Source organism: Candidatus Parcubacteria bacterium, assembly GCA_021414235.1.
GTDB lineage: Bacteria > Patescibacteriota > Minisyncoccia > Phycocordibacterales > JAKFXT01 > JAIOOV01.
Window position 1 is genome coordinate 111,610 of the sequence record JAIOOV010000003.1, and the last position, 21,627, is coordinate 133,236.

At 56.5% G+C, this 21,627-nt stretch carries 25 protein-coding genes and 1 tRNA gene; 9 read left to right on the forward strand and 17 right to left on the reverse strand.

The window, feature by feature from the left end; genetic code table 11:
* Positions 1-151 precede the first annotated feature (151 nt).
* Positions 152-514 carry a GFA family protein gene (locus tag K8Q93_00580; GenBank protein ID MCE9643734.1) on the reverse strand — a complete coding sequence of 121 codons (363 nt, stop codon included), beginning with the start codon at positions 512-514 and terminating at the stop codon, positions 152-154.
* 94 nt (positions 515-608) lie between these two features.
* On the opposite strand from K8Q93_00580, the gene K8Q93_00585 reads away from it, so the two are divergent.
* The 4 genes from K8Q93_00585 to K8Q93_00600 all read left to right on the forward strand — a co-directional run bounded on the left by K8Q93_00585 (position 609) and on the right by K8Q93_00600 (position 3,483).
* Positions 609-770 (forward strand): hypothetical protein, encoded by a 162-nt coding sequence (locus tag K8Q93_00585; protein ID MCE9643735.1) that lies wholly within the window; start codon positions 609-611, stop codon positions 768-770.
* A gap of 123 nt (positions 771-893) precedes the next feature.
* Positions 894-1,370: a hypothetical protein gene (locus K8Q93_00590; protein ID MCE9643736.1), complete on the forward strand. Its 477-nt coding sequence runs from the start codon at positions 894-896 to the stop codon at positions 1,368-1,370.
* Between the two features lie 119 nt (positions 1,371-1,489).
* Positions 1,490-1,822 (forward strand): PadR family transcriptional regulator, encoded by a 333-nt coding sequence (locus tag K8Q93_00595; protein ID MCE9643737.1) that lies wholly within the window; start codon positions 1,490-1,492, stop codon positions 1,820-1,822.
* 2 nt (positions 1,823-1,824) lie between these two features.
* Entirely contained in the window at positions 1,825-3,483 is a 1,659-nt protein-coding gene (locus K8Q93_00600; GenBank protein MCE9643738.1) for a PspC domain-containing protein, read from the forward strand.
* 56 nt (positions 3,484-3,539) lie between these two features.
* Here K8Q93_00600 and K8Q93_00605 read toward each other — a convergent pair whose 3' ends face one another.
* The 5 genes from K8Q93_00605 to K8Q93_00625 form a co-directional block, all read right to left on the reverse strand.
* Positions 3,540-3,929 carry a response regulator gene (locus K8Q93_00605; protein MCE9643739.1) on the reverse strand — a complete coding sequence of 130 codons (390 nt, stop codon included), beginning with the start codon at positions 3,927-3,929 and terminating at the stop codon, positions 3,540-3,542.
* 29 nt (positions 3,930-3,958) lie between these two features.
* The gene (locus K8Q93_00610; GenBank protein ID MCE9643740.1) at positions 3,959-4,327 is read right to left on the reverse strand and encodes a response regulator; all 369 of its coding nucleotides are present in this window, start codon (positions 4,325-4,327) and stop codon (positions 3,959-3,961) included.
* A 130-nt stretch (positions 4,328-4,457) separates the two neighbouring features.
* Positions 4,458-5,078 (reverse strand): heme-binding protein, encoded by a 621-nt coding sequence (locus K8Q93_00615; protein MCE9643741.1) that lies wholly within the window; start codon positions 5,076-5,078, stop codon positions 4,458-4,460.
* 81 nt (positions 5,079-5,159) lie between these two features.
* Positions 5,160-5,244, reverse strand: a tRNA-Ser gene (locus K8Q93_00620).
* 68 nt (positions 5,245-5,312) lie between these two features.
* Entirely contained in the window at positions 5,313-6,053 is a 741-nt protein-coding gene (locus K8Q93_00625; protein MCE9643742.1) for an endonuclease/exonuclease/phosphatase family protein, read from the reverse strand.
* Between the two features lie 58 nt (positions 6,054-6,111).
* Between K8Q93_00625 and K8Q93_00630 the strand changes: the two genes are divergently transcribed.
* Complete coding sequence (locus K8Q93_00630) at positions 6,112-6,936, forward strand: hypothetical protein (protein ID MCE9643743.1); 825 nt, start codon at positions 6,112-6,114, stop codon at positions 6,934-6,936.
* A gap of 89 nt (positions 6,937-7,025) precedes the next feature.
* On the opposite strand, the gene K8Q93_00635 is transcribed toward K8Q93_00630, so the two are convergent.
* From K8Q93_00635 to K8Q93_00660, 6 genes are all read right to left on the reverse strand, one after another.
* Positions 7,026-7,211, reverse strand: coding sequence for a hypothetical protein (locus K8Q93_00635; GenBank protein ID MCE9643744.1), 186 nt, complete (start codon positions 7,209-7,211; stop codon positions 7,026-7,028).
* A gap of 183 nt (positions 7,212-7,394) precedes the next feature.
* Positions 7,395-7,778, reverse strand: a complete 384-nt coding sequence (locus K8Q93_00640) for a hypothetical protein (GenBank protein ID MCE9643745.1) — start codon at positions 7,776-7,778, stop codon at positions 7,395-7,397.
* Between the two features lie 97 nt (positions 7,779-7,875).
* The gene (locus K8Q93_00645) at positions 7,876-8,715 is read right to left on the reverse strand and encodes a M48 family metalloprotease (GenBank protein ID MCE9643746.1); all 840 of its coding nucleotides are present in this window, start codon (positions 8,713-8,715) and stop codon (positions 7,876-7,878) included.
* A 93-nt stretch (positions 8,716-8,808) separates the two neighbouring features.
* Positions 8,809-9,363: a LemA family protein gene (locus tag K8Q93_00650; protein MCE9643747.1), complete on the reverse strand. Its 555-nt coding sequence runs from the start codon at positions 9,361-9,363 to the stop codon at positions 8,809-8,811.
* Between the two features lie 121 nt (positions 9,364-9,484).
* Positions 9,485-11,131, reverse strand: coding sequence for a chaperonin GroEL (gene groL / locus K8Q93_00655; GenBank protein MCE9643748.1), 1,647 nt, complete (start codon positions 11,129-11,131; stop codon positions 9,485-9,487).
* Between the two features lie 18 nt (positions 11,132-11,149).
* Complete coding sequence (locus K8Q93_00660) at positions 11,150-11,512, reverse strand: co-chaperone GroES (GenBank protein ID MCE9643749.1); 363 nt, start codon at positions 11,510-11,512, stop codon at positions 11,150-11,152.
* Positions 11,513-11,622: 110 nt separating this feature from the next.
* Between K8Q93_00660 and secG the strand changes: the two genes are divergently transcribed.
* The 4 genes from secG to K8Q93_00680 all read left to right on the forward strand — a co-directional run bounded on the left by secG (position 11,623) and on the right by K8Q93_00680 (position 16,934).
* Complete coding sequence (secG, locus tag K8Q93_00665) at positions 11,623-11,853, forward strand: preprotein translocase subunit SecG (GenBank protein ID MCE9643750.1); 231 nt, start codon at positions 11,623-11,625, stop codon at positions 11,851-11,853.
* 65 nt (positions 11,854-11,918) lie between these two features.
* Positions 11,919-13,655, forward strand: coding sequence for a hypothetical protein (locus tag K8Q93_00670; protein MCE9643751.1), 1,737 nt, complete (start codon positions 11,919-11,921; stop codon positions 13,653-13,655).
* Between the two features lie 38 nt (positions 13,656-13,693).
* Positions 13,694-15,694, forward strand: a complete 2,001-nt coding sequence (locus tag K8Q93_00675; GenBank protein MCE9643752.1) for a ribonuclease J — start codon at positions 13,694-13,696, stop codon at positions 15,692-15,694.
* Between the two features lie 73 nt (positions 15,695-15,767).
* A complete protein-coding gene (locus tag K8Q93_00680) occupies positions 15,768-16,934 on the forward strand; it encodes an MFS transporter (protein MCE9643753.1) in 1,167 nt (388 codons plus the stop codon).
* Here the strand turns inward: K8Q93_00680 and K8Q93_00685 are convergent.
* Genes K8Q93_00685 through K8Q93_00705 form a run of 5 tightly spaced genes read right to left on the reverse strand, consistent with a single transcriptional unit; the run spans position 16,914 to position 21,626 of the window.
* Positions 16,914-17,735 (reverse strand): A/G-specific adenine glycosylase, encoded by an 822-nt coding sequence (locus tag K8Q93_00685; protein ID MCE9643754.1) that lies wholly within the window; start codon positions 17,733-17,735, stop codon positions 16,914-16,916. The two genes, K8Q93_00680 and K8Q93_00685, sit on opposite strands and share 21 nt — an antisense overlap.
* 4 nt (positions 17,736-17,739) lie before the next feature.
* Entirely contained in the window at positions 17,740-18,507 is a 768-nt protein-coding gene (locus K8Q93_00690; GenBank protein ID MCE9643755.1) for an oxidoreductase, read from the reverse strand.
* Entirely contained in the window at positions 18,467-19,066 is a 600-nt protein-coding gene (locus K8Q93_00695) for a sulfite oxidase-like oxidoreductase (protein MCE9643756.1), read from the reverse strand. The genes K8Q93_00690 and K8Q93_00695 overlap by 41 nt, the downstream gene beginning before the upstream one ends.
* Positions 19,066-19,650, reverse strand: coding sequence for a hypothetical protein (locus K8Q93_00700; GenBank protein ID MCE9643757.1), 585 nt, complete (start codon positions 19,648-19,650; stop codon positions 19,066-19,068). Before K8Q93_00700 ends, K8Q93_00695 begins: the two co-directional genes overlap by 1 nt.
* Positions 19,651-19,682: 32 nt before the next feature.
* Complete coding sequence (locus tag K8Q93_00705; protein MCE9643758.1) at positions 19,683-21,626, reverse strand: sulfotransferase; 1,944 nt, start codon at positions 21,624-21,626, stop codon at positions 19,683-19,685.
* Position 21,627 lies beyond the last annotated feature (1 nt).

Here is a 21,627-nt window from a genome sequence, read left to right on the forward strand (position 1 = left end):
CCTCTACCAGCAGTTATTCAGATAGACCACTCCGCCCCACCATCCTTCGCTCTTTCTCTCATCTCGTACACTCCTCCCCTGTGTGTACACCCCTCTTGCCCGCCGACCCTGAATACATTCGTATTCTTTACAGGTCGGCTTTTCTTTTTCCCTACCAGCTCTTCCCATCGACAGGAGTGACGTTCAGCTTCTCGAGCTCGACACCATCCAAGCAGCGTATATTAATAGCTACAGTGGGTTCGCCCTCCTTGTTGGTGCCCCGACCAAAAGACTGCACGCCGCAGATCTTACAAAAGAGATGTGCAATCTTCTTCTTGTTAAAACGATATTCCGTGAGCGCCTCTTCTCCCGCGAGCAGGGTGAACCTCTCCGCCGTAACGAAGGCAAGCAGGAGTCCCTTGATGGCACAATGCGAACAGTTGCAGGAGATGACCGTGGCGAGATCTGTCTCAACTTCGTAGCGCACTGCTCCGCAATGGCAGCCTCCTTTGTGAGTAGAGAGTATTCCTTGCATAGCCTCAGTATATCAAAGTAAGTCTGGCTTCCCGCAGACGTCTACATAGGTAGGGGTATACTTAGGAGACAGCCATATCAGTAACCTTTTACGTATGGATAACAACAATAGTGGTAGTGGTATAAATACGATCCTCATCGTCGTAGTACTTCTCCTTTTGGTAGGCGGCGGCGTCTGGTGGTACAAGACCTACGGCCCAGGCATGCCCGTCGAAGAGAACAACGGCCTGGAGATCAATCTCGGCACCAGCGAGTAAGGAGAGGAATGCGCAGATAGCAAAAGGGTGGACCACGTGGTCCACCCTTTTGCTATCTGCGCTCTTTACATAAAAAATATTACATTGTATAATGCCGAGCGAACTTAATGACGGGAGGACGTAATGCCGTCAAAGATCTTTTACGTGCTCATCGCACTCGTCGCTCTCAGCGGATGCGCCCACAACCTCCCCCTGAACAGGGAGGTTCCGCCAGCATCGTGTATGACCACAGGAGACTACCATCCTGGTGGAAACCTACCGAATATCCTAGAGCAGGTCAGCCGCGAGCGTGCCACGGGTAAGAAAAAAGAGATCCGCGGCTATTACGCAAGCTCTGCGATCGCCTACCTCGCCTGGGGAGGAGAGCGAGGGGACAATCTTTGCATCTCGCCCATAGCGTGCTTCGGAGTACACGAAGCGCGGCACGGGAAATACGAAGAAGGAGTCCGTAGCGAGCTATGGACCGCAATCCTCCATCAATACATCCCCCGCTGCACCCAAAGCCTCTTCGACTCTGAGAACGCTTTTAGCAGCGGAAAGGGGACGTTCTTCACTGGGGCAGAGGTGCTGAAGATCTGCCAATTCAAAGCTTGTAGCTGAAGCCTCAACCTGGGCCCGCCGGATCGAATCCGGCGGGCCTCTTGCATTTACCCTCTCGCCCATCAACTTATCCACATAGTACCTTGTATCGCAAGGTACTATGCCTTATACTCTCTTTCATGCACGAAGAATCCCTGGAACAAAAACGCTCGCAGATGCGCAAAGGACTGTTGGAGTTTTGCATCCTACTCGTCATCTCCGAAGACCGTACGTACTCGACGGACATCCTCAAGAAACTAAAAGAAACAGACCTCCTAGTGGTGGAGGGTACGCTCTATCCCCTGCTCTCCCGCCTCAAGAGCCAAGGGCTAGTGGAGTATGACTGGGAAGAATCCAAATCGGGTCCACCGCGGAAATACTACGGACTCACCAAGAAAGGAAAAGAGACACTCGCGGAACTCAAGAAGACCTGGAAGGGATTATCAGCCTCGCTCAGCTCGCTAACGAATTAATCATGGAAAAAACGATTCACATCCATATCGGCAAAACCCTCTTCCAGCTTGAAGAGAGCGCCTACGAGAAGCTGTCCTCCTATCTCTCTTCCTTGAAGGTCCACTTCGCGGCCGAAGCCGATCGCGAGGAGATCATCCGGGACATCGAGTCGCGCATCGCCGAGAAGCTCCTCGAGAAGAAGCATCGCCTGGTCACCACAGAGGACGTAACCGCGGTCATCGCGGAGATCGGCGACGCTTCCGCTTTTGAGGCGGGATCCTCGGACTCTCCAGAAGAGCCCGTGCGCACGGCGCATGGCACCAAGAAGCTCTATCGCAATACCGATGACGCCATCATCGCAGGCGTCGCCTCAGGCATCGCCGCATATTTCAACATCGAGCCGATCATCATCCGCTCCATCTTCGCCGTCTCCATCTTCTTCGGCGGCACCGGCATCGCCGTCTACCTCCTCCTCTGGCTCCTGATACCGGAAGCAGAAACCGCGAGCCAGAAGCTCGAGATGCGTGGGAGTCGCGTGACCCTGGAGAGCATCAAGCGCACAGTGAAGGACCGCCTCAGCGAGACCAAGGAGCGCGGCACGCTCAAGAAGATCCTCTATTTCCCCGCCGAGATCATCAGCGCCTTGGTCCGCTTCCTGCGCTTCAAAGCCTTCCCTCTTCTCGGCAAGCTCTTCGGCGCACTCTTCGCCTTCGGCTCCTTCTTCGCCATCCTCGGCCTCACTGGCTTCCTCTCCGTCATCATCGCCAATTGGAATAAGCCGTATATCGATCCAGCCATAAGAGCGGCGATTCCCGAATCGATCCTCTCCTTCTCAGTGGGTGCAGGCTACGTGGTACTCCTCATTCCTCTCCTCTTCATCCTCCTCTTAGGCTTCCGCCTGGTACGCGGCCGGAGCACGATCGGAAGCGGGGTAGGCTTCGGCCTGGTGGGCATTTGGTGCCTCGCAGTCATCGCTTCAGGAGCCGCAGCCACCCGTATCGCCGGCGACTACTATGAATACACTTCGAACCACCCCGACTACCAGAACGTGACCCGTACGCTCGAGATCGCACCATTCCAGAGCGTGAGCGTAGAGAACGCCCGCGTAACCTTCCGGCACGGGGATGAGCAGAGCGTCTCCCTTGAAGGCCAGATGATGGATATGGAGAGGATCGTCGCAGAGACAGAAGATGGCGTACTCAGCATCTCTACCCGGACCGCTACCAGCACCTGCGTGCTGTTCTGCCACCACTCCCTCCCCACCGTGGTCGTCACCTCTCCGGAGATAGCCAATGTGACACTTGAGAATGGCAGCGCCTCCTTCGACGAGTTTGCGGCAAAAGACCTCGCGCTCAAGATCAGGAGCGGAAACGCGTACGGGACGCTGGCCACAGAAACTCTCGCTGTCGATATGGAGAGCTCCAGCCTGCGCCTCCGCCTTGAGACAGAATCGCTGACAGTGAAGAGCGCCAACTCCCACCTCGACCTCGAGGGTAGCGCAGACACAAGCATCCTCTCCTTCTACCGCTCCAATCTCTCTGGCGAGCGCTTCTCCATCGCGGAGGCCGAGGTACGCGCAGAAGACTCTTTCGTACAGCTTGGAGAAATGACAACGCTCCGCCTCAAGGAGAATGACAGCCAGGTCATCTACCGAGGGGAGCCAGAAGTGACGGAGATGTAGGGATAAGAATTGGGAAGTAGGAACGGGCAGCGAGGAGAATCTCCTCGCTGCCCGTTTTATTCCGCCGCCCTGCACACTCGCGGCGCTTGGAGCATCGCCCTCATCTTCTGCTCGAGCGTCTGCTCCCAAGAGGGTGAATCTTCGCGGAGAAACTGCCCGCCCAATTCTACGATCTCCTCCCTCACCTCCTTAGCGAGGGCGCCACTCCGGAGGATGAAAGGAAGCCCCCTTCTCTCCCGATCCATCTTGAGCTTGCGCAGGAACTGAAGACCATTCTCCCCTCCCAGGTCGTAACCGGAAATGATCAGATCGACGTTTTGATCGGCGAGATGAGCGTAGGCGCCGCGCGCACCTGCCACCACCTCGACTTCGTGTCCGCGACTCTCGAGCCACTTCCTGACGCGGAAGGATCCGGGATTACTCCCGACGACCAGTATCCGAGCCATTCGTCTCTCCCTCGGTAAGAACAGTTGCGTTAGCGTCCAATATCCTTTTCGATCTGCCCGAGGAGCCGCTTCTCCCAGCCGCTCATCCCCTTGAAGAGGACGCTGGCGCCCCTGCCTTGAGCAGCTATATGGACCTCCGTATCCACCCCCTCGCCCCACAGGACGAATGGAAGATTCGGCATCTTCAGCTCATCCCGGACCAGACAGAGGAGCCCGTAGCCGCTCCCCTTGGGAATATGCTGATCAGCGAGGATGAGGTCCGCCGACCCGCCGCTCCGAAGCAAGGCAGCAGCCTGCTCTGCATCCGAGGCAAAAAGAAGCCGGTAGCGGACCCGGAGAAGCGAGCTCAAGAGATCAGCGATCGCTTTTTCGCTCTCGACGACGAGTATCCTTTTCATCAGAAACCCCTGTGTACAATTGCGTTTACCCGATGTTCCATCAAAAACCCCTCTTTTGCAACATACACCTCCCGACTCCTGTCCCAGAAGAACGTCAGTCGGGAACCGGCCTCTTCTTTTCACTAGCGCTCTAGCGGATCTCCACCATCACTTCATTGCGCGCCATCCACGGCGGAGTCCACGGGGCGTTGTACCCGGCATACGAAGGACCGCCTATCACTTCCACCTTGTCGCGAGAAAGCATGGAGAGCAGCTGCTCTTCCCTTTTCTGTATGCGCTCGCTGCTCCTAAACCAGGAGAACTGGAGTACTGCCATCTTTTTTGCTGGCACCTCGACGAGCCTTACCCGGGAATCGTTCGGGGTCGGAAGCGTCGCAAGCGAGTAGCTTTTGGGCATGACGAACGCAATCACGCGCGCATCCCCTTCTGTGTGCGCAACGACCGGCGCGGTCATCGCTATCCTCTCCGACGGCTGCTTTTGCTCTCGCACCGGCGCGGTCATAGCGATGCTTTCTTTTTTGGTATTGCCGCCGAAAATATACCCAGCGATTATCGTAAAGCCCTTGTTCAGCGCTTCATCATACGAGCCTTCTACCGTGGTTTGAGCTTCAATATGGGCGGCGTATTCACGCACCTCATATCCACCAAGCTTCTTAACGACCGAGTACTGAGCCTGTTCCACATTAGAAGAGAAATACCCCCAGACGGACCAGAGAATCACTACAACGAGGACGACAAGGAAGATTTTCATTACATGCAGTCTACCATTTTACAACCGAGGCCGACAGAAAGACGTGGCAGCTGAAACCAGAGAGGGGCTATTTCCTAAGGGCGGAGGGTGAGAGATTCGAACTCTCGGTGGGTTGCCCCACGCAGTCTTTCCAGGACTGTGCACTAGACCACTATGCGAACCCTCCTCTTTGTAGAACTGGCCTAGATTAGCACAGAGCTCCCGACTCTTCCATAAGAGGCAGTCTGCCAGGAGTTATTCCTTAAACCCAATACGGGCCGTGATCAGTCGATGGTCGGAAACATACTCATCCCGACAAACGAAGGATTCGAAATCAAATAAGCGAGGGAGAAGCACATAATCAAGAGTATCGTTGTCCTTGGGGTAAGAAATGTAATTATAGCGTTCGCTCGAAGACACAAATTCATCTCCATACTCAGCCTTGTATCTCGCGATGTTAAAGATGTTGAAATCCCCCATAAGGATAGGATTCTCTATCTTTCTCTGCTTCAAGAGGGCGAGCGTCTCTCTGAAATGTGCTTCTGCCCATTCATCCGAATTCGAGAAATGTAGATTAACCGCCGTGAAAGTTTTCTCCCCAATCTTTATCCGGCAAATAAGAATTCCTCTTGTTTCCTTGTCGCCTTCGGCTTTTGTCAGAAATACCACTTCCTTCTCTAGGGGGTAGCGACTGAGAACACCTAACCCGTGCGCGATTGGCCGGGCATAGACCTTGCCTTTCTGCTCCGACCTCATCTCTATAGGCTCAAAGACCGAATAAGGATATTCGAGCTCGGCATTGAGCATCTCTATCTGATTACGGGAGTCTATCTCCATATTCTGCTGGGTCTCCTGAGTAAAGACCACGTCCGGTTTCATCTCCTTAAGAAGAGAGAGGAGGTGAGGAGACCTTTCGTTCCATTCATAAAAGCACCAGAGATTGACGCTCGCTATAGTCAGGGAAGGCAGGGAGGATTCCGAGGTAATCATTGACATAATCTGTGCAATATAGTCTATTACACAACAGAAAAAACTTCAACCAGAAGGAGGTAAGATGTCTACGCTCTTCCTCTCGCTGGAACCAAAAAAGCGTTTCCAGCGCATGCGCCAGCTGCTCCAGAACTTCAAACAACGCGCGGTCGAAACGAGCGCCCCTTTCGGAATACTCGCTTACGGCAGCGTGTCCTACGGGTTCAACGGCCTGCATTACGGAAAGCTCGACGACATCGATCTTTTCCTCATTGTACCCAGGGTCCTCTCAGCCAAGAACATCCTGGATGCAGCCAAGGAGGTCTTCCAGACGGAATTCGACCTCTCCCTCCTGCACATGGAGCAAATGCTCGCCGGCAAGTGGGATATGTGCCGAATGTATGGAAAGAAGGGAGACGTAAAGCTAGGATTCCGTCTTCTCTGTCGGGATGTCTTCGACCACATCTCTTCCCCACAAGGAATGCAGGGCAGCATCTTGAACGTCGCTAAGCTGGGGTCTTCAAGGATCATCGCTGACGTGGAGTGGTCTCTTCCAGAATGGAAATATATCTCAACAGAACTTGATCACTTCACGATAAAGGAAGAAGGAGATGAGTCAATTGTCGTCCTCCACCACGTCTTCTCCCCGCGAGGCGAACGACTCGGAGCCTTGGGTCGAAAACTCCTAACCTGTACGGTTGTTCACGACCCGACAAGCCACCTCTCTCAGGGCCTCGAAGAGGTGTGGAAGAGCTTCGTACAGGCATGCCTCGCGCAGCATCCATCCCTCGAGACTTCCGCCATCATTGACGCGGTCATGCGCTCAGAGAAGTTCTCTATCTCCTTCCGCAAACGCCTCACAAAAACGATCGAAACAGCACGACAGCTATCGCTACGGCTTAGTCTCTGACTAGGCCGTTCTCTTTTGAGAAAAAACCGCTCGAAAACGAGAGGGCGGTCGCTACCGAAGTAGCGCCGCCCTAGTCTGCCGCCCCCTTCCTATTTCTTACCCAGACCAGCACCCATCTTGCGACTGCCGATGGAGCCCATGGCCGCAGAGGGAGGAGGGAGATTCTCGAAATACTTATTCGCCTTTTCCTGGTCACTCTTGCGCCTCTGGAGCAGAGCTTCCTGCTCCAGAGTCAGAGGTCCGACCTTCCTGAGAATCCCATTGACGAATATCATATCCGACATAGTGCCGCCCCCAGTAAGCTAGGAGATTGAAGAACTTACCGAACCATTCGGGATCTTTTTATATAGCAAAATTCTCGGACAAAAAGCAAGCACGGGGTGGTCAATATTAAAAAGCAGAAGACGACATCCGTTTTAGATGTCGTCTGGTTTAGAAACGGTCTTCCTTAAGGAGACCTAGGCGAACAGATAGGGAGCCTTCGCTTGGGCGATCGTCCGCCGAAGACGGGTGCGGAAGCGAAGCCCCCTGCGACCGGCGTTCCGGCGATCAGCCTTGCCGAGCTTCGGCGACCGAGGTTTCTTGTCGTCGAAGCGAGCCTCCTTCTGGACCTGAGCTGCCTTACGGCAGCCGATCTGATGCGGAAGATCCTCCGTGGCCAGCTCCTCATCGATGACGAGGGTCTGCCCCTTCTTGGGAGACCGGGGCTCCGGCCGATTGGCGAGGTCAGGCCCCCGATACTTCCCGAATGACCGGGGATCGAGGACGAGCCCGCAGAGCATGGGGTGCGACATTCCGTATACGAAGAAACCGGTGACGGCGACTTTCTCAGACGAAGGCATTGTCCCCTCCCAGGGCCAGCTAGATGTTGATTTGATTAAAGACCAGACTACTTTTCTAGCATGCCACTTTTATATGCAAAGTCAATAAGCCTGAATATCAGCCCCGTAGCGCCTTGATCCTCTCTTCTACCGGAGGATGCGTCATGAAAAGCTTCTCCATGAAGCCGGTCTTCTGCTCCTCTTCCCCACCAAAAGGATTGGCGATGAAGAGATGAGCCGTAGCGTGATTAGCTCTCTGGAGGGGACGGCCATAGTGACTGATCTTCTGGAGCGCAGAAGCGAGACCCTCCGGGTAACGGGTAAGGAGCGCGCCGGAAGCATCTGCGAGGAACTCGCGCTTACGGGAGATGGCGAGCTGGATGAGGGTGGCGATGATGGGAGCCAATATCGCGAGCGCGATGCCGATGACCATGACAATCGCATTCCCGCGATTGTCATTATCCCGGCTACCTCCGAAGAGATGCGCGCGGAAGAAGAAATCGGAGACGAGCGTGACGAAGCCTAAGAGCACTACCACTACGGTCATCACCAGAGTGTCGCGATTACCGATATGGGAGAGCTCGTGCGCAATCACCCCCTCAAGTTCGTTCTTCTCGAGTATCCGCAGGAGGCCAGTGGTCACTGCCACCGCCGCGTGCTCGGGATTGCGACCAGTAGCGAAAGCGTTCGGAGAAGGATCCTCGATCACATAGAGCGCCGGCATAGGGATACCTGCGGTGATGGCGAGGTTCTCCACAATCCGCCAGAGCTCGGGATGAGTCTGCATAGAGACTGCATGCGCTCCTGCGCTCGCGAGCGCAATCTTGTCGGAGTACCAATAGCTCGCGAAGTTCATCACGAAACTAAAAGCCACAGCCCCATAGAGAATGACGGGGTTCCCGAAGTAGCCCGAGAGGAACCAGCCGAGGCCTATGACCACGATGAGGAACGTGAGCATGAGGAACCAAGTCTTCCGTATATTGGAGTCCTTGTGGGTGTAAAGGGTGGCCATCGTTATATGAGCAGACTTTCCCTATCCGCGCGGAGGAATTTAGAAGTTAACCTTCACCGGCTCCGCTGCAGCTGCCTCAGTGAGTGCGAAGAGTTCCATCTTGCCGAAGTTAAAGATGCCCGCGACGAGATTGGAAGGCACGGACTCCACCATGGTGTTGAGTGCCATCACGTTCTGGTTATAGAAGCGGCGAGCAGCCTGCACCTTGTTCTCGGTATCAGAGAGTTCGCGCTGGAGCTCCAGGAAGTTCTGGTTGGCCTTGAGATCGGGATACGCTTCAGAGACAGCAAAGAGAGACTTGAGCGCGCCGGTGAGCTGATTCTCGGCTGCACCCTTCTCCGCAGTGCCCTGCGCATTCATGGCGACAGTGCGCGCGGTAGTGATGCGATCAAGCGTAGCCTGCTCGTGCGCGGCGTAGCCCTTGACCGTGTTCACCAGGTTCGGGATGAGATCGTAGCGGCGCTTCAGCTGCACATCGATGTCGGCCCAGGCTTCCTTGGCGCGGTTCACCAGAGTGACCAGACGGTTGTAGGCGAAGATCACCCAGATTCCGAAAGCGGCGACTATTCCCAGAGTGACATACGTAACAGACATATCAGTTGAATAGAGAGCGATTAATGCGTGTATTATAGCGTTTTTACGTTGAAAGTCAAGGGTTTTTAGCGAAAACACCTCACCAAAAGGCGAGGTGTTTCTCCACTACGAAGAAAATCGTTTAGTATTCCATGCCGCCCCGGCCGCCCGCTGCGGGTTCCTCCTTCTTCTCCGGCTCATCCGCAATCGCTACCTCAGTAGTAAGGAGGATAGCAGCAGCAGAGGCTGCGTTCTGCACGCAGTTGCGGGTGACTTTCACCGGATCGATGATGCCTGCCGCGAGCATGTCGGGTACGAACACATCCTTGAGTGCGTCATAGCCTTCATTGCCCTTCCCTCCACGCACACGCTCCACGATGACGGAGCCGTCATCTTTACCGGCATTGATGGCGATCTGGCGGAGCGGCATCTCGAGCGCCTTCAGCACGATATTCACGCCCACCGCGAACTCGCTCTCGAAGTAGCCCTGAGACTTGATGCCTTTAGCACGCACTTTCTCTGCAGCTTTGACCAGAGCTACGCCGCCTCCTGCGACGATACCTTCGTCGATGGCCGCCTTGGTAGCGTTCACTGCATCCTCGATCTTGAGCTTGAGGTATTTCATCTCTGTCTCGGTAGCTGCGCCCACCTTGATGACGGCGACGCCGCCAGAGAGCTTGGCGATGCGCTCATCGAGCTTCTCCTTGTCATATTTAGAATCGGTCTTCTCGCGCTGATTGCGGATGGTCTTGATGCGCGCGTCGATCTCGCTCTTCTTGCCCTTCCCTCCCACGATGGTGAAGGTGTCCTTAGTGGCGACGAAGCGGCTCGCGCGTCCAAGATGAGAGAGTTCCGCATTCTCGAGCTTGAGCGCAGCGCTCTCGGAAATGACGGTGGCACCGATGGTGACCGCGATATCGCCCGCGAATTCCTTGAGGCGCTCGCCGAAGCCAGGAGCTTTAACTGCGAGCACGCTGAAGGCGCCGCGGAGCTTGTTGAGCACGATGGTGGTGAGCGCTTCGCCATCCACATCCTCGGCGATGATGACGAGTTCCTTCTTACCGCTTGCCGCGACCTTCTCGAGAATGGGCAGCATGTCCTTCACGAAAGAGATGCGCCCGTCGGTGATGAGGATGAGGGGATCCTTGTACTCCGCCTCCATGCGCTCGCCGTTAGTGACCATATACGGTGAGACGTAGCCGCGATCCTTAAACTCGAGACCTTCCACGAATTCAGTCTCGATGCCGAAGGACTGGGATTCCTCCACCGTGACCACGCCGTCCTTACCCACGCGATCCACAGTCTCAGCAATCTTCTGGCCGATCTCTTCGTTTTCTGCAGAGATGGTGGCCACCTGCATGGTCTCTGCCTTGGTCTTGATGGGCTTAGCGATCACCTTGAGCGCGGCCGTCACTTCCTCCGCTGCCTTCTCGATACCCTGGCGGATGCCCATGGCGTTGATGCCCATAGCCGTCTGCTTGAGGCCTTCGGAGACGATGGCCTGCATGAGGATGAGGGAGGTAGTGGTGCCATCTCCCGCGATGTCGTTAGTTCTGGTAGCGACTTCCTTGGCGATCTCTGCACCCATATTCTCAAACTTGTCGGAAAGGGAGATGTCCTTGGCGATGGAGACGCCATCGTTGGTGATCATCGGCGCGCCGTAGCCCTTGTCGAGCACCACATTGCGACCACGCGGGCCCACGGTGATCTTGACCGCGTTCGCTACTGCATCCACGCCCCTACGGAGCGCTTCGCGTGCCTTTTCGTTATAGAGGATTTTCTTGGCCATAGCTTTGTATAAAGAGGATTAGCTGAGAACGCCGAGGATATCGCCTTCGCGGACGATGAAGTACTCCACTCCATCGATCTTTACCTTCTCGCCCCACTGGAAGAGGACCGTATCCCCCACCTTAAGGGTCATGGGGAGGAGATCCCCGTCGTCATAGCGGCCGGGACCTGCCGCGACCACCTCTCCGCGGCGGCTGCTTGCGTCCTTCTCCCCGTTATCCGGGATGATGATGCCGGCCTCGGTCTTCTTGGTCTCTTCCTTGGCCTGTTCCTTGATGATCACGCGGTCCGCAAGCGGTCGGAGGCCGAAGCTCTGGATGGCCTCCCTCGCAGCCTTGGCTGCTGGTTTCTTCGGGCTCTTCTTTGAAGCTTTTTTCTTCATGATTTTTTAAGGAATTCGTTGATAAATATGGCTTAAAAGCGCCTGTATAGTAATTGAGCCACTAGGGGGTGTCAATTGCAAAAGGTATAGGTTTCTGCTAGCATTTCCGCATGCAGGTAGTGTCTACGGTCTTGCCGTACGTACAGATAGCGCTCGCCGTTCTCCTCGCGAGCTTCATACTTCTCCAACAGCGTGGAGCTGGCCTTGGCGGCGCATTAGGCGGCGGCGATGGCTTCGGGTACAACACCCGTCGCGGCGCAGAAAAGATCCTCTTTAACGCATCCATCGTTACAGCGGTCTTCTTCGTAGCCTCTACCCTCATCGCACTCATTATTAAGTAATCTACACGGGTCTTCCCCGCTTGCCCGCCCCGTAAGGGTCAGGGCATCTCCTTGTGAAAGAACGTTTGCTTACCATTGCCCGTAAACGCTTCCACCTCCCCAAAGCCGAAGACTGGAAGCGAGCCTATGAACACTTCTCCCTCGCGGAGCGGGTCATTTTCCTCGGGCTCTTCGCGCTCTGCATAGGTGCGCTGCTCTCCATCCTCGCGGCAATCAATGCATATATCACGGTGGACGTGCCGGTACGAGGCGGAGCGCTCACGGAAGGGATCATCGGCTCTCCGCGCTTCATCAATCCCCTGCTTGCCGTCTCTGACGCCGACCGCGACATCTCGGCCATCGTCTACTCAGGGCTCCTCCGTGCGACTCCCGAGGGACGCCTGGAGAGCGACCTCGCAGAGAGCTACACCATCTCGGAAGACGGGCTCACCTACACGTTCAAGCTACGTGAGGATATCCATTTCCATGACGGCTTTCCGGTGACCGCGGAGGACGTTGAGTTCACCGTGCTGCGCGCACAGGATCCTTCTCTCAAGAGCCCGAAGCGCGCCAACTGGGATTCCGTACAGGTAGAGCGAGTCAACGAACGCGAGATCCGCTTCATCCTCAAGCAGGCCTATGCACCCTTCCTCGAGAACGCCACCTTGGGTATTCTGCCGAAGCATCTCTGGAAGAACGCTTCTCCGGAAGAGTTCGCACTCTCCTTCCTTAATATAGAGCCGGTGGGGAGCGGGCCATATCAAGTAGAGAGTATCGCTCGTAACCCTTCAGGTCTTCCCGAGCGCTACGACCTCTCAAGTTTTAGCGGCTACGCTCTCGGCGAGCCCTACGTCGCCACCATCTCCTTCCTCTTCTACCCCAACGAGGGAGCAGTCATCGATGCTCTGAAGAAGGGAGATATCACGAGCGCCAACAGCTTGCCGCCGGATGAGGCGCTCAAGCTGAAGCTCTCGGACACCGAGATCATACGCACGCCGCTCCCCCGTATTTTCGCGGTGTTCTTCAACCAGAACCAGAACCCGGTGCTCTTAAACCGCGAAGTACGCGTAGCGCTCGACAAAGCAGTGGACAAGCAGGCCATCATCGACACCGTACTTCACGGCTTCGGCGTGGTAGCCGGGGGGCCGCTTCCTTCCGGCGTACTCACAAAAGCGAAGACTGCTGCGAGTACGACCGCGAGAGTCGCCGAAGCTCGTGCACTCTTAGAGGACGCCGGTTGGACCTGGAACGCGGCAGAGGAGGTTCTGGAGAAGCGCAACAAGAAAGCGGTAGAGACGCTCGCCCTCTCCCTCTCCACCTCGAACGCACCGGAATTGAAGCAGAGCGCCGAGATGATCAAAGCGGCCTGGGAAGAGCTCGGTGCCAAGGTCACCTTGCAGATATTCGAGACAGGCGATCTCAACCAGAACGTCATCCGCCCTCGCCGCTACGACGCGCTCCTCTTCGGGCAGATCATCGGGCGCGACCTGGACCTCTTCGCCTTCTGGCACTCTTCCCAGCGCAATGACCCAGGACTGAACATCGCGCTCTACACCAATATCAAAGCCGACCGCCTTCTCTCTTCCGCGCGCACTGCAGCAGATCTGCGCGAGCGCCTCTCGCTCTACCGCTCCGTAGCTACCGAGGTAGAGAAGGATGTACCAGCGGTCTTCCTCTACTCCCCCGACTTCATATATCTCGTGCCGAAAGGACTGAAGGGAGTGGAGACGGAGCGCCTCACTACACCGTCGGAGCGGTTCCTCGGGGTGGAGAAGTGGTACATCGAGACAGAGAGCGTCTGGCAGTTCCTGACGAAGCGCTAGTCCCACATTTTCGTATTAAAAATAATTAATGTAACCGTATGAACGACCAACCGAGAGACCAGCAGCACCCCCCGAGACGCCCGATGCACAGCGGAGGACACGCGGGCAACCGCGGAAGCGGCCAGCAGGTCGCACACGCAGCCGGCGCGCCACAAGGAGCGCATAACCAGCCACAGGGAATACACCCTGAGCGCACAGGTAGCACAGGAGGACGTGGCGGACGAGGAGGACGTGGTCGTGGCGGCATGCGTCGCCCCTTCGGCGGACGCGGGCGCGATCGCCAGACGCACCCTGCTCCCGACATGACCCCGCAGCGCGATGAGCAGATCACCGAAGCGCACGCAGAGAGCCGCAAGATTCCACCCCCAGGAGACAATATCCGCATCATCCCGATCGGCGGCGTAGAGGAGATCGGCAAGAATATGACCGTGTTCGAGTACAAGGACGACATCATCGTCGTCGACTGCGGATTCCAGTTCCGCGAGGAAGAGACGCCGGGCATCGACTACATCCTGCCAAACACCAAGTACCTCGAGGACCGCAAGGACAAGATCCGCGCAGTCATCATCACCCACGGCCACCTCGACCACATCGGCGCCATCCCCTTCGTCATGCCGAAGATCGGCAATCCCCCGCTCTATTCCCGCATGCTCACCACAGTGATGATCCAGAAGCGCCAAGAGGAGTTCCCTAACAATCCCCCCTTCGACATTCGCGTGGTAGAGAAGAACGAACGCGTCACCTTCGGCTCCCTCGCAGTGAGCTTCTTCGCGGTGACCCACACCATCCCTGACTCCATGGGTCTCATCATCGAGACGCCGCACGGCAACATCGTGCACACCGGCGACCTCAAGGTGGATCATGACGACGGCGTACCGACCAAGGAAGAGGAAGAGATCTACGCGCGCTTCAAGGATATGAAAGTGCTCGCTCTCCTTGCCGACTCTACGAACACCGAGAACCCCGGCTTCTCCATGCCGGAGCGCGTCGCGCACAAAAACATCGAGGAGATCGTCAAGAACGTGAAGGGGCGCCTCATCATCGGCACCTTCGCTTCCCTCCTCGACCGAATCATCCGCATCATCGAGATCGCTGAGAAGTACAACAAGAAAGTTGTCATCGAGGGACGCAGCATGAAGGTGAACGTAGAGATCGCCCGCTACCTCAAGCTCTTCGAAGCTAAGGAAGAGACCTTCATCTCCGCCGAGCAGATGGAGCAATATCCTCCGGATCGCATCATCGCCATCTCTACCGGCGCCCAGGCGGACGAGTTCGCCGCACTCTCCCGCATGGCCACCAAGAAGCACAAGTACTTCAAGATCACCAAGTTCGATACCATCCTCCTCTCCTCCTCCATCGTGCCCGGCAACGAGCGCGCCGTGCAGAAGTTGAAGGACAACCTCGCGCGCCAGGGAGCCAAGATCATCCACTACAAGGTGCAGGACGTGCACGCCTCGGGGCATGCCAATCGCGATGAGATGGCTTGGATCCACAAGAAGGTGAACCCTCGCTTCTTCATCCCCATCCACGGCTACCACCACATGCTCCGCGTCCACGGCGAGATCGAGCGCTCCTTGGGCATGCCCGAGAGCAACATCGTCATCCCAGACAACGGTATGATCATCGAGATCACCGACAAGGGCGAGAAGATCCGCGTACTCAAGGAGAAGGCTCCTTCCAATCTCGTACTGGTGGACGGCTTCTCCGTAGGCGACGTACAGGAAGTAGTCATGCGTGACCGCACACTCCTCTCCAAGGACGGCATGTTCGTGATCATCGCCAGCGTGAACCCGAAGACCGGCAAGCTCCGCAAGAGCCCGGACATCATCTCCCGCGGTTTCGTGTATCTCCGCGAATCGCAGAACCTCCTCCAGGACGCCCGTAATATCATCAAGAAGACCATCGAGGACACCACCGCAGGCCAGAATCCTCCGGACCTCGATTACACCAAGACCGTCATCGTGGACAATGTCGGACGCTTCCTCTTCCAGAAGACCAACAAGCGACCGCTGGTCATTCCGGTGCTTATAGGGGTATAGCAAGCTAGGAAGAATCCCCCGCGCTCTCCGAGCGCGGGGGATTCTTCGTTTTGGGATAGGTTATAATACGGCGATGCGCGGCCTCCTCATCGCGACCTACGTCGCGAACTTGTTCCTCTCCTTCCACTACTTTATTCCCGCGTACGTGAACTCCGCGTACCTCTCCTTCTTCGTAAGGGAGAGCAGCGTCGGCTTCTACTACGCACTCGCCTCTGCCGTCTCTCTCCTTCTCCTGCTCCGCTCCGGTACGCTGCTCGCCCGTTACGGGAACGCCCGACTTCTCCTCTCCTATGGACTCCTTGATGCACTTGCGGTGGCCCTCCTCGCCTTCAGTTCCAATCCTGCTGCGGTAATTTTCGGCTTCCTCGCCCACCAGACGCTCGGACCCCTCATCCTCTTCTCTCTTGATCTCTACCTGGAGAAAGCGACCGTGAGCGAGCGCTCCACCGGTACCGTACGCGGGACCTACCTCACCATAGCGAACGCCACCCTCATCCTCTCTCCGCTTCTAGCTGCCTTCCTCATCGAAGCCTACGGGGAGCAAGCAGTCTATGCGGCCGCGCTCATCTTCATCTTCCCTGTCTTAGCACTTGCTGCCACCCTCTTCCGCTCCTTCAATGATCCGCCGTATGGCGCTCTCCAATTCAAAGAAACTCTGCAGAGAGTCTGGCGAAGCCCTTCTCTGCGAGCCGTCTACGTGGTGAATCTCCTGCTGCAGTTCTTCTACGCCTGGATGGTGGTGTATGCGCCACTCTTCTTGCGAAGTCTTGGGCTTGGCTGGAGCGAGATTGGTCTCATCTTCAGCATCATGCTGATACCCTTCCTGCTCTTCGAGCTTCCTGTGGGGAAGCTTGCAGACACCCGGATCAGTGAGCGGCGCATCATCCTCGTCGGACTCTGCTTGATCGGCATATTCAGCCTCCTCTTCGGCCTCTCCGCAACCTATTCCTTCGTCTGGTTTGCGGGTGTCCTCTTCATGACGCGCGTCGGCGCTTCTTTCGTGGAAGCAGCCAGCGAAAGCTACTTCTTCAAGCAGGTGCAGGGCGGCGACGCTTCACTTGTGGCGCTCTTCCGAGCCACTCGCAGCATCTCCTATATCGCAGGACCTCTCTTGGGAGCTCTGCTCCTCTGTTTCGTCTCTCTTCAGGGGCTCTTCGTGATCCTAGGCTTCATCATGCTTATCGGCATATTCTTCGCGCGCGCTCTCTGTCCGGAAGCCTTAGGAGGCAAGTGCAAGTGAATCCTTTGAAACCCGCACAAGCCCCTCCTTGGACAAAGCTTCGAGCACAGCTCCTGTCTCTGCTCTGCTCCGCTTGAGCGGGAGCAGTTTTTTAAAAAGATCGGCTTTCGAGAGAGATTTCTGTAAAGCGAGATGCTTGAGAATGGCCCCACGCAGTTCCCTATTCGATCCCTTGAAAGCCGCCTGTTTCTTATGATGTACGCTGCGGCGACTCGGATTCGGGAGAATGGATTTCAGATGTGCGCCGTAGTCCATGAGCGCGTAGTACCAGATGCGCGGGTCTTTTTTGTATAGCGTCTGCTCTATGAGTGGCAGGATCTCTGTATCCGACACGTCCTTCCTCTCAGCGAAGAAATGATGGAGGTATGCCGTACGGATATTGGTCTCGATAAGGATCTCTGGAGCGCCATACGCAAAGGCAGCTACTGCAGAGGCGGTATACGGTCCTACCCCAGGAAGCGCTCGTAGCGCCGCAGCATCTTTAGGAAACCCAGCTTTATTCTTCGAAAGAGCGATAGCGGCTTCGTGCAGATATTTCGCTCTGCGGTTGTAGCCCAGACCCTGCCAGAGCACGAGCACATCCCGAAGCGGTGCGGCAGCAAGTTTCTGTATCGTGGGAAACGCCTTGAGAAAGCGCGTGTAATAGCTACGCACACGCTCCACTTGCGTCTGCTGCAGCATGATCTCCGAGAGGAGGATGCGGTACGGATCACGTGTCTCTCTCCAGGGCAAGACGCGACCGTGCGTGCGAAAATGCGCGAGTACTTTCTTCTGAAACGCTCCTATCTCCCACTTCTCCATGATTCTAGCCGAAGCGCTCCGTGCGGATGAGGTGGGGCGCTGCGCCCTCAGCTACCAGATTACGTGAGACCGCCTCCACGAAGCCGGTAGGTCCACAGATGTAGGTCATGGGCATCCCTCCGCTCACCTTGGCCAATACCTCTTGCAGCATCTCGCTATCCACGCGCCGCTTATACCCCACCCAGTCCGATGGCGCTTCGTCAGTGAGAGTGATGACTACGGAGAGATTCGGATGCTTACCCATGAGCTCTTCCAGCTCCTCTTTATACAAAACCCGATCCAAGCTGCGCGCACTGATGAGAAAGACGATAGGGCGCCTTGAAGTATCGGTCAGATGATAGTGCCGCAACATGCTCATGAGCGGCACCATGCCGCTTCCTCCCCCGATGAGTACCAAGGGCCCCGGCATCTCGCTGGTCCAGATGAAATGGCCCCCAATAGGACCGCGAATCTCGATCTTCCCTCCTTCCTTTAGGTTCCAAAGATACGGCGAAACCTCTCCTTTTTCTAAAAATTCTACACCGAGCTCGATCACCCCTTCGCTCTCAGGCGCGGAAGCAGCTGAGTAGCTGCGCTCTGCCTGATAGCCAGTAGCAGAGGTAAGCCTGATATCGTAGTGCTGCCCCGGAAGGTGTTTGACCCACTCCGGCACTTTGAAGACGAGAGACTTCACGTTCCCCGCAGCGAAACCAAAGCGGACCAAGGTTGCAGCTTGCCAGAGACGGCGCAAATCAGTCGAAGGTGTAGCGTTGTTCTTGCCAGGGGTCTCCATAGTTATGATAGCCGCGCACTTCCCAGAATCCGGGAACGTCGCGATCAATGAATTCTATCCTCTTAAGCCACTTCGCGCTCTTCCAGAAGTAGAGATGCGGCACCAGAAGGCGCGCCGGGCCCCCGTGTTCTGCCGAGATATCTTCTCCTTCGTAGCGCACAGCTACCCAGGCCTTCCCATCCCGCACATCCTCTATCGGCAGGTTGGTGCTGTATCCGTCATGAGAGTACGCGATGACATGCGTCGCACTCTCGCCCACTCCTGCGCGCTTCATCAACTCATCGAGCGAGACGCCCTCCCACTCCGTATCGAACTTGGACCACTTGGTCACACAATGAATATCCTTCTTCACCTTTTCTATAGGAAGCTTCAGGAATTCTTCCCAGGAGAACGAGAGCTGGTTCTGGACCAAGCCCGTAATCTCGAGCTTCCATCCCTCGGTCGTGACTTCCGGAGTAGGCCCGAGCGAGAGCACAGGGAAATCGCGCGTCTCGTACTGCCCCGGCGGGAGACGCTTGTCGCGACCTCGCGTCGGTTCGAAATCTTCGTTGATGATCATTAGTCGCTGAAGGTACGGAAGGTAGAGCGGATGGAGACTCCATCCATGCCGATGACGAGCGGGTTCTTCTTAAGGTCGAAATCCCGGCTTGCGGTATCCCCATGGAGTATCACGTAATAGGGGTGATTCGCCTCGGTAGAGCGGAGGAGGGATATCTCGCCGAGATGCATCCCCTCTTCGAATCGCGCCGCACCGAGTACGTTGCCAGGGGTACCATCACGATCTTCGTAGACCGCTACCCAGCCAGGCTGCGAGAGTGTGAGCATAGTCACCTCCACAATGGGGCCCGCCGGCTGATCATTCACTACGATGACATCCCCGTCCACGGAAATCGGTTCCGGCCGATCATCAGACTCGGAAAGCGGCGAGACGTTCGAGCCAGTCTCGAGAGGCGCGGAGGTGTTTTCATTCTCGACCATAGGGGTCTCCGAGGCTACCTCACGGCTGCAGGCGATGAAGCTCCCTTCCGTGGTACAGCGCACACCCATGGCGTAAGCAACGAGGGCCACGAGTCCAAAGACGACTGCCACCGTACCGAATGTGGCAACCGTCTTCTGCGAAACCGTAAGCGAATTCCAGTTCATATAAGTTCAGTTTACTACCCCCCTCCAACCCGTCAAACCCACGGCTCCCACGGCTCCGGATGAGCATAGATAGCCACCACTTCCCCGCCGAGGATCTCTACCGGAGAGGCAGACTGCCGCTCGATCTTGGGGCGGATATCGTGAAGTCCCACGAAGCGGTGCGGCTGATAGCTATCATACGTACCCTGCTGCTCTATGTTATTAAAATCATGCGCAAAGTACGGCTCTCCCCAGAACTCATAGATGCGGCGCATCTCCCGCTCCGGGTCCGTGACTAGCTTGTTGTAATCAATGAAGAGGAGCCGGTCCATGTAGCCGCGCTGCACTGCCTCCTTAGTGGCGTTGTAAGCAATACCGACGGGGCCACCGGGGCCCGCAAAATACTGTGCGCGACTCGCTACGTTCGAACCTGCACCCAGCGCTTCATCCGCACCCGTAAGCTCGAGAGGATCCCTATTCCGGAGCTTCTCGAAGGAAGCGAGGATCTCCACCACCGGGCGCACTGGCACCAGGATCTTGACCTTCCGTCCAAGAAGCTCCTCGAGGAGCGGGATGTGCGAGATCCAGCCACGGCTCTTGTCCACCACTACCGGCTTCCCTGCAGGAGCATGGTATGAGTTGAGTGCGGAGAGGAGCACGGCGCGCTTGGCTTCCTTGTTAGGAGACTCCATGTGCGAGCCGATCTTGTCCCAGTTGGAATAGATACCGGTGAGAATATCGACGAGACCAGAAACCGGCGCACCATGGAGGCGCGGGTTCTGAGAAAGGAGGCTCGTGAGCATGGTAGAGCCGGAGCGCGGAAGTCCCGCAATGAAGTGGAGCGTATAGGGAGCCGCCACCAGAAGAGAGGAAGAAGGTCCGGGAGCAGCAGGCTCTTTAGGTAGGTAGGAGATATCAGGCGCGGGCGTGGGAGCAACTGTCGGCATCACCGTCTCAGAGGAAGCGGCACCCACCCGTTCTGAAACCGCTCTGAATACTCTCTGGAGCGGAGCACTCCAATCACCGAAGGCTTCCTGTCGGAAGACGCGCACGGATTCGTACCACGGGGAACGCTCGCCAGGCAGCGCCCACATATAGTACGGAAGGATGGGCACGATGACCCAGGTCTCCTTGCCCATCCCTGCAGCAAGGTGCGTGATGGAGGTGCAGGAGGTAATGACCAGATCGAGATTAGCAATCGCTCCCGCCGTATCCTCCCAGGTCTCGAGCTTATCCTTAAGATCAACAACTTCCGGTGGCAACTCGCGCAGATCAGCGTCTCGCTGGAGGCTGTACACTTTCACTCCCGGGATTTGGCTTAGCGCGATGAGCGGAGAGGGATCAAAGCGACGGTACTGCTCATGCTCAAACTGAGGGTTGCCCGACCAACGGATGCCGATCTTGAGCTCGGGACCGTTGATGATCCCCTTCCACTTTTCTGCATAGGCTGGATCAGCGGAGAGATACGACTTACCCGAAAGAGTGCCATAAGTAAGACCAAGGAGTCGCGCTGCGGACATCGCCGGGACCCAAGAATCGTGTTTGGTATTGCACACATCCTTGTGTTCGATCACCTCTGCTACTCCCTTCACCCGAGAGAAGAGCGGCGCAAGCCCTTTATCGCAGGCGACGATGACGCGCGCTCCGCGCTCGGCGAGAAGCGTTGCGAAGCGCACGTTGATCATCTCGTCCCCGAGGCCGCCTTCGCTACGGAGCAGGATAGTCTTGCCTGCAGTACCGAGATCCGGATTCCAGATGGGTGTACCGCACGGAAGCGCGGGAGAGCCGAATACTTTTTCAAAGCGTCCGCGATCAAGAAGCGCCATTCCTCCTTGGAGATCGCCCTGCTGCAGGAGGTGCCAGCCACGGTTGAAGGCTACCCGATTGTTATGCGGCATAGTCTTCTCAAGATGCTGAGCGATCTTCCAACCGGTCTCGAAATCCCCGCGCAGATTGGCGCGAAGCTGGGCGACAATGGTCATCTCATGAGGCTCCATA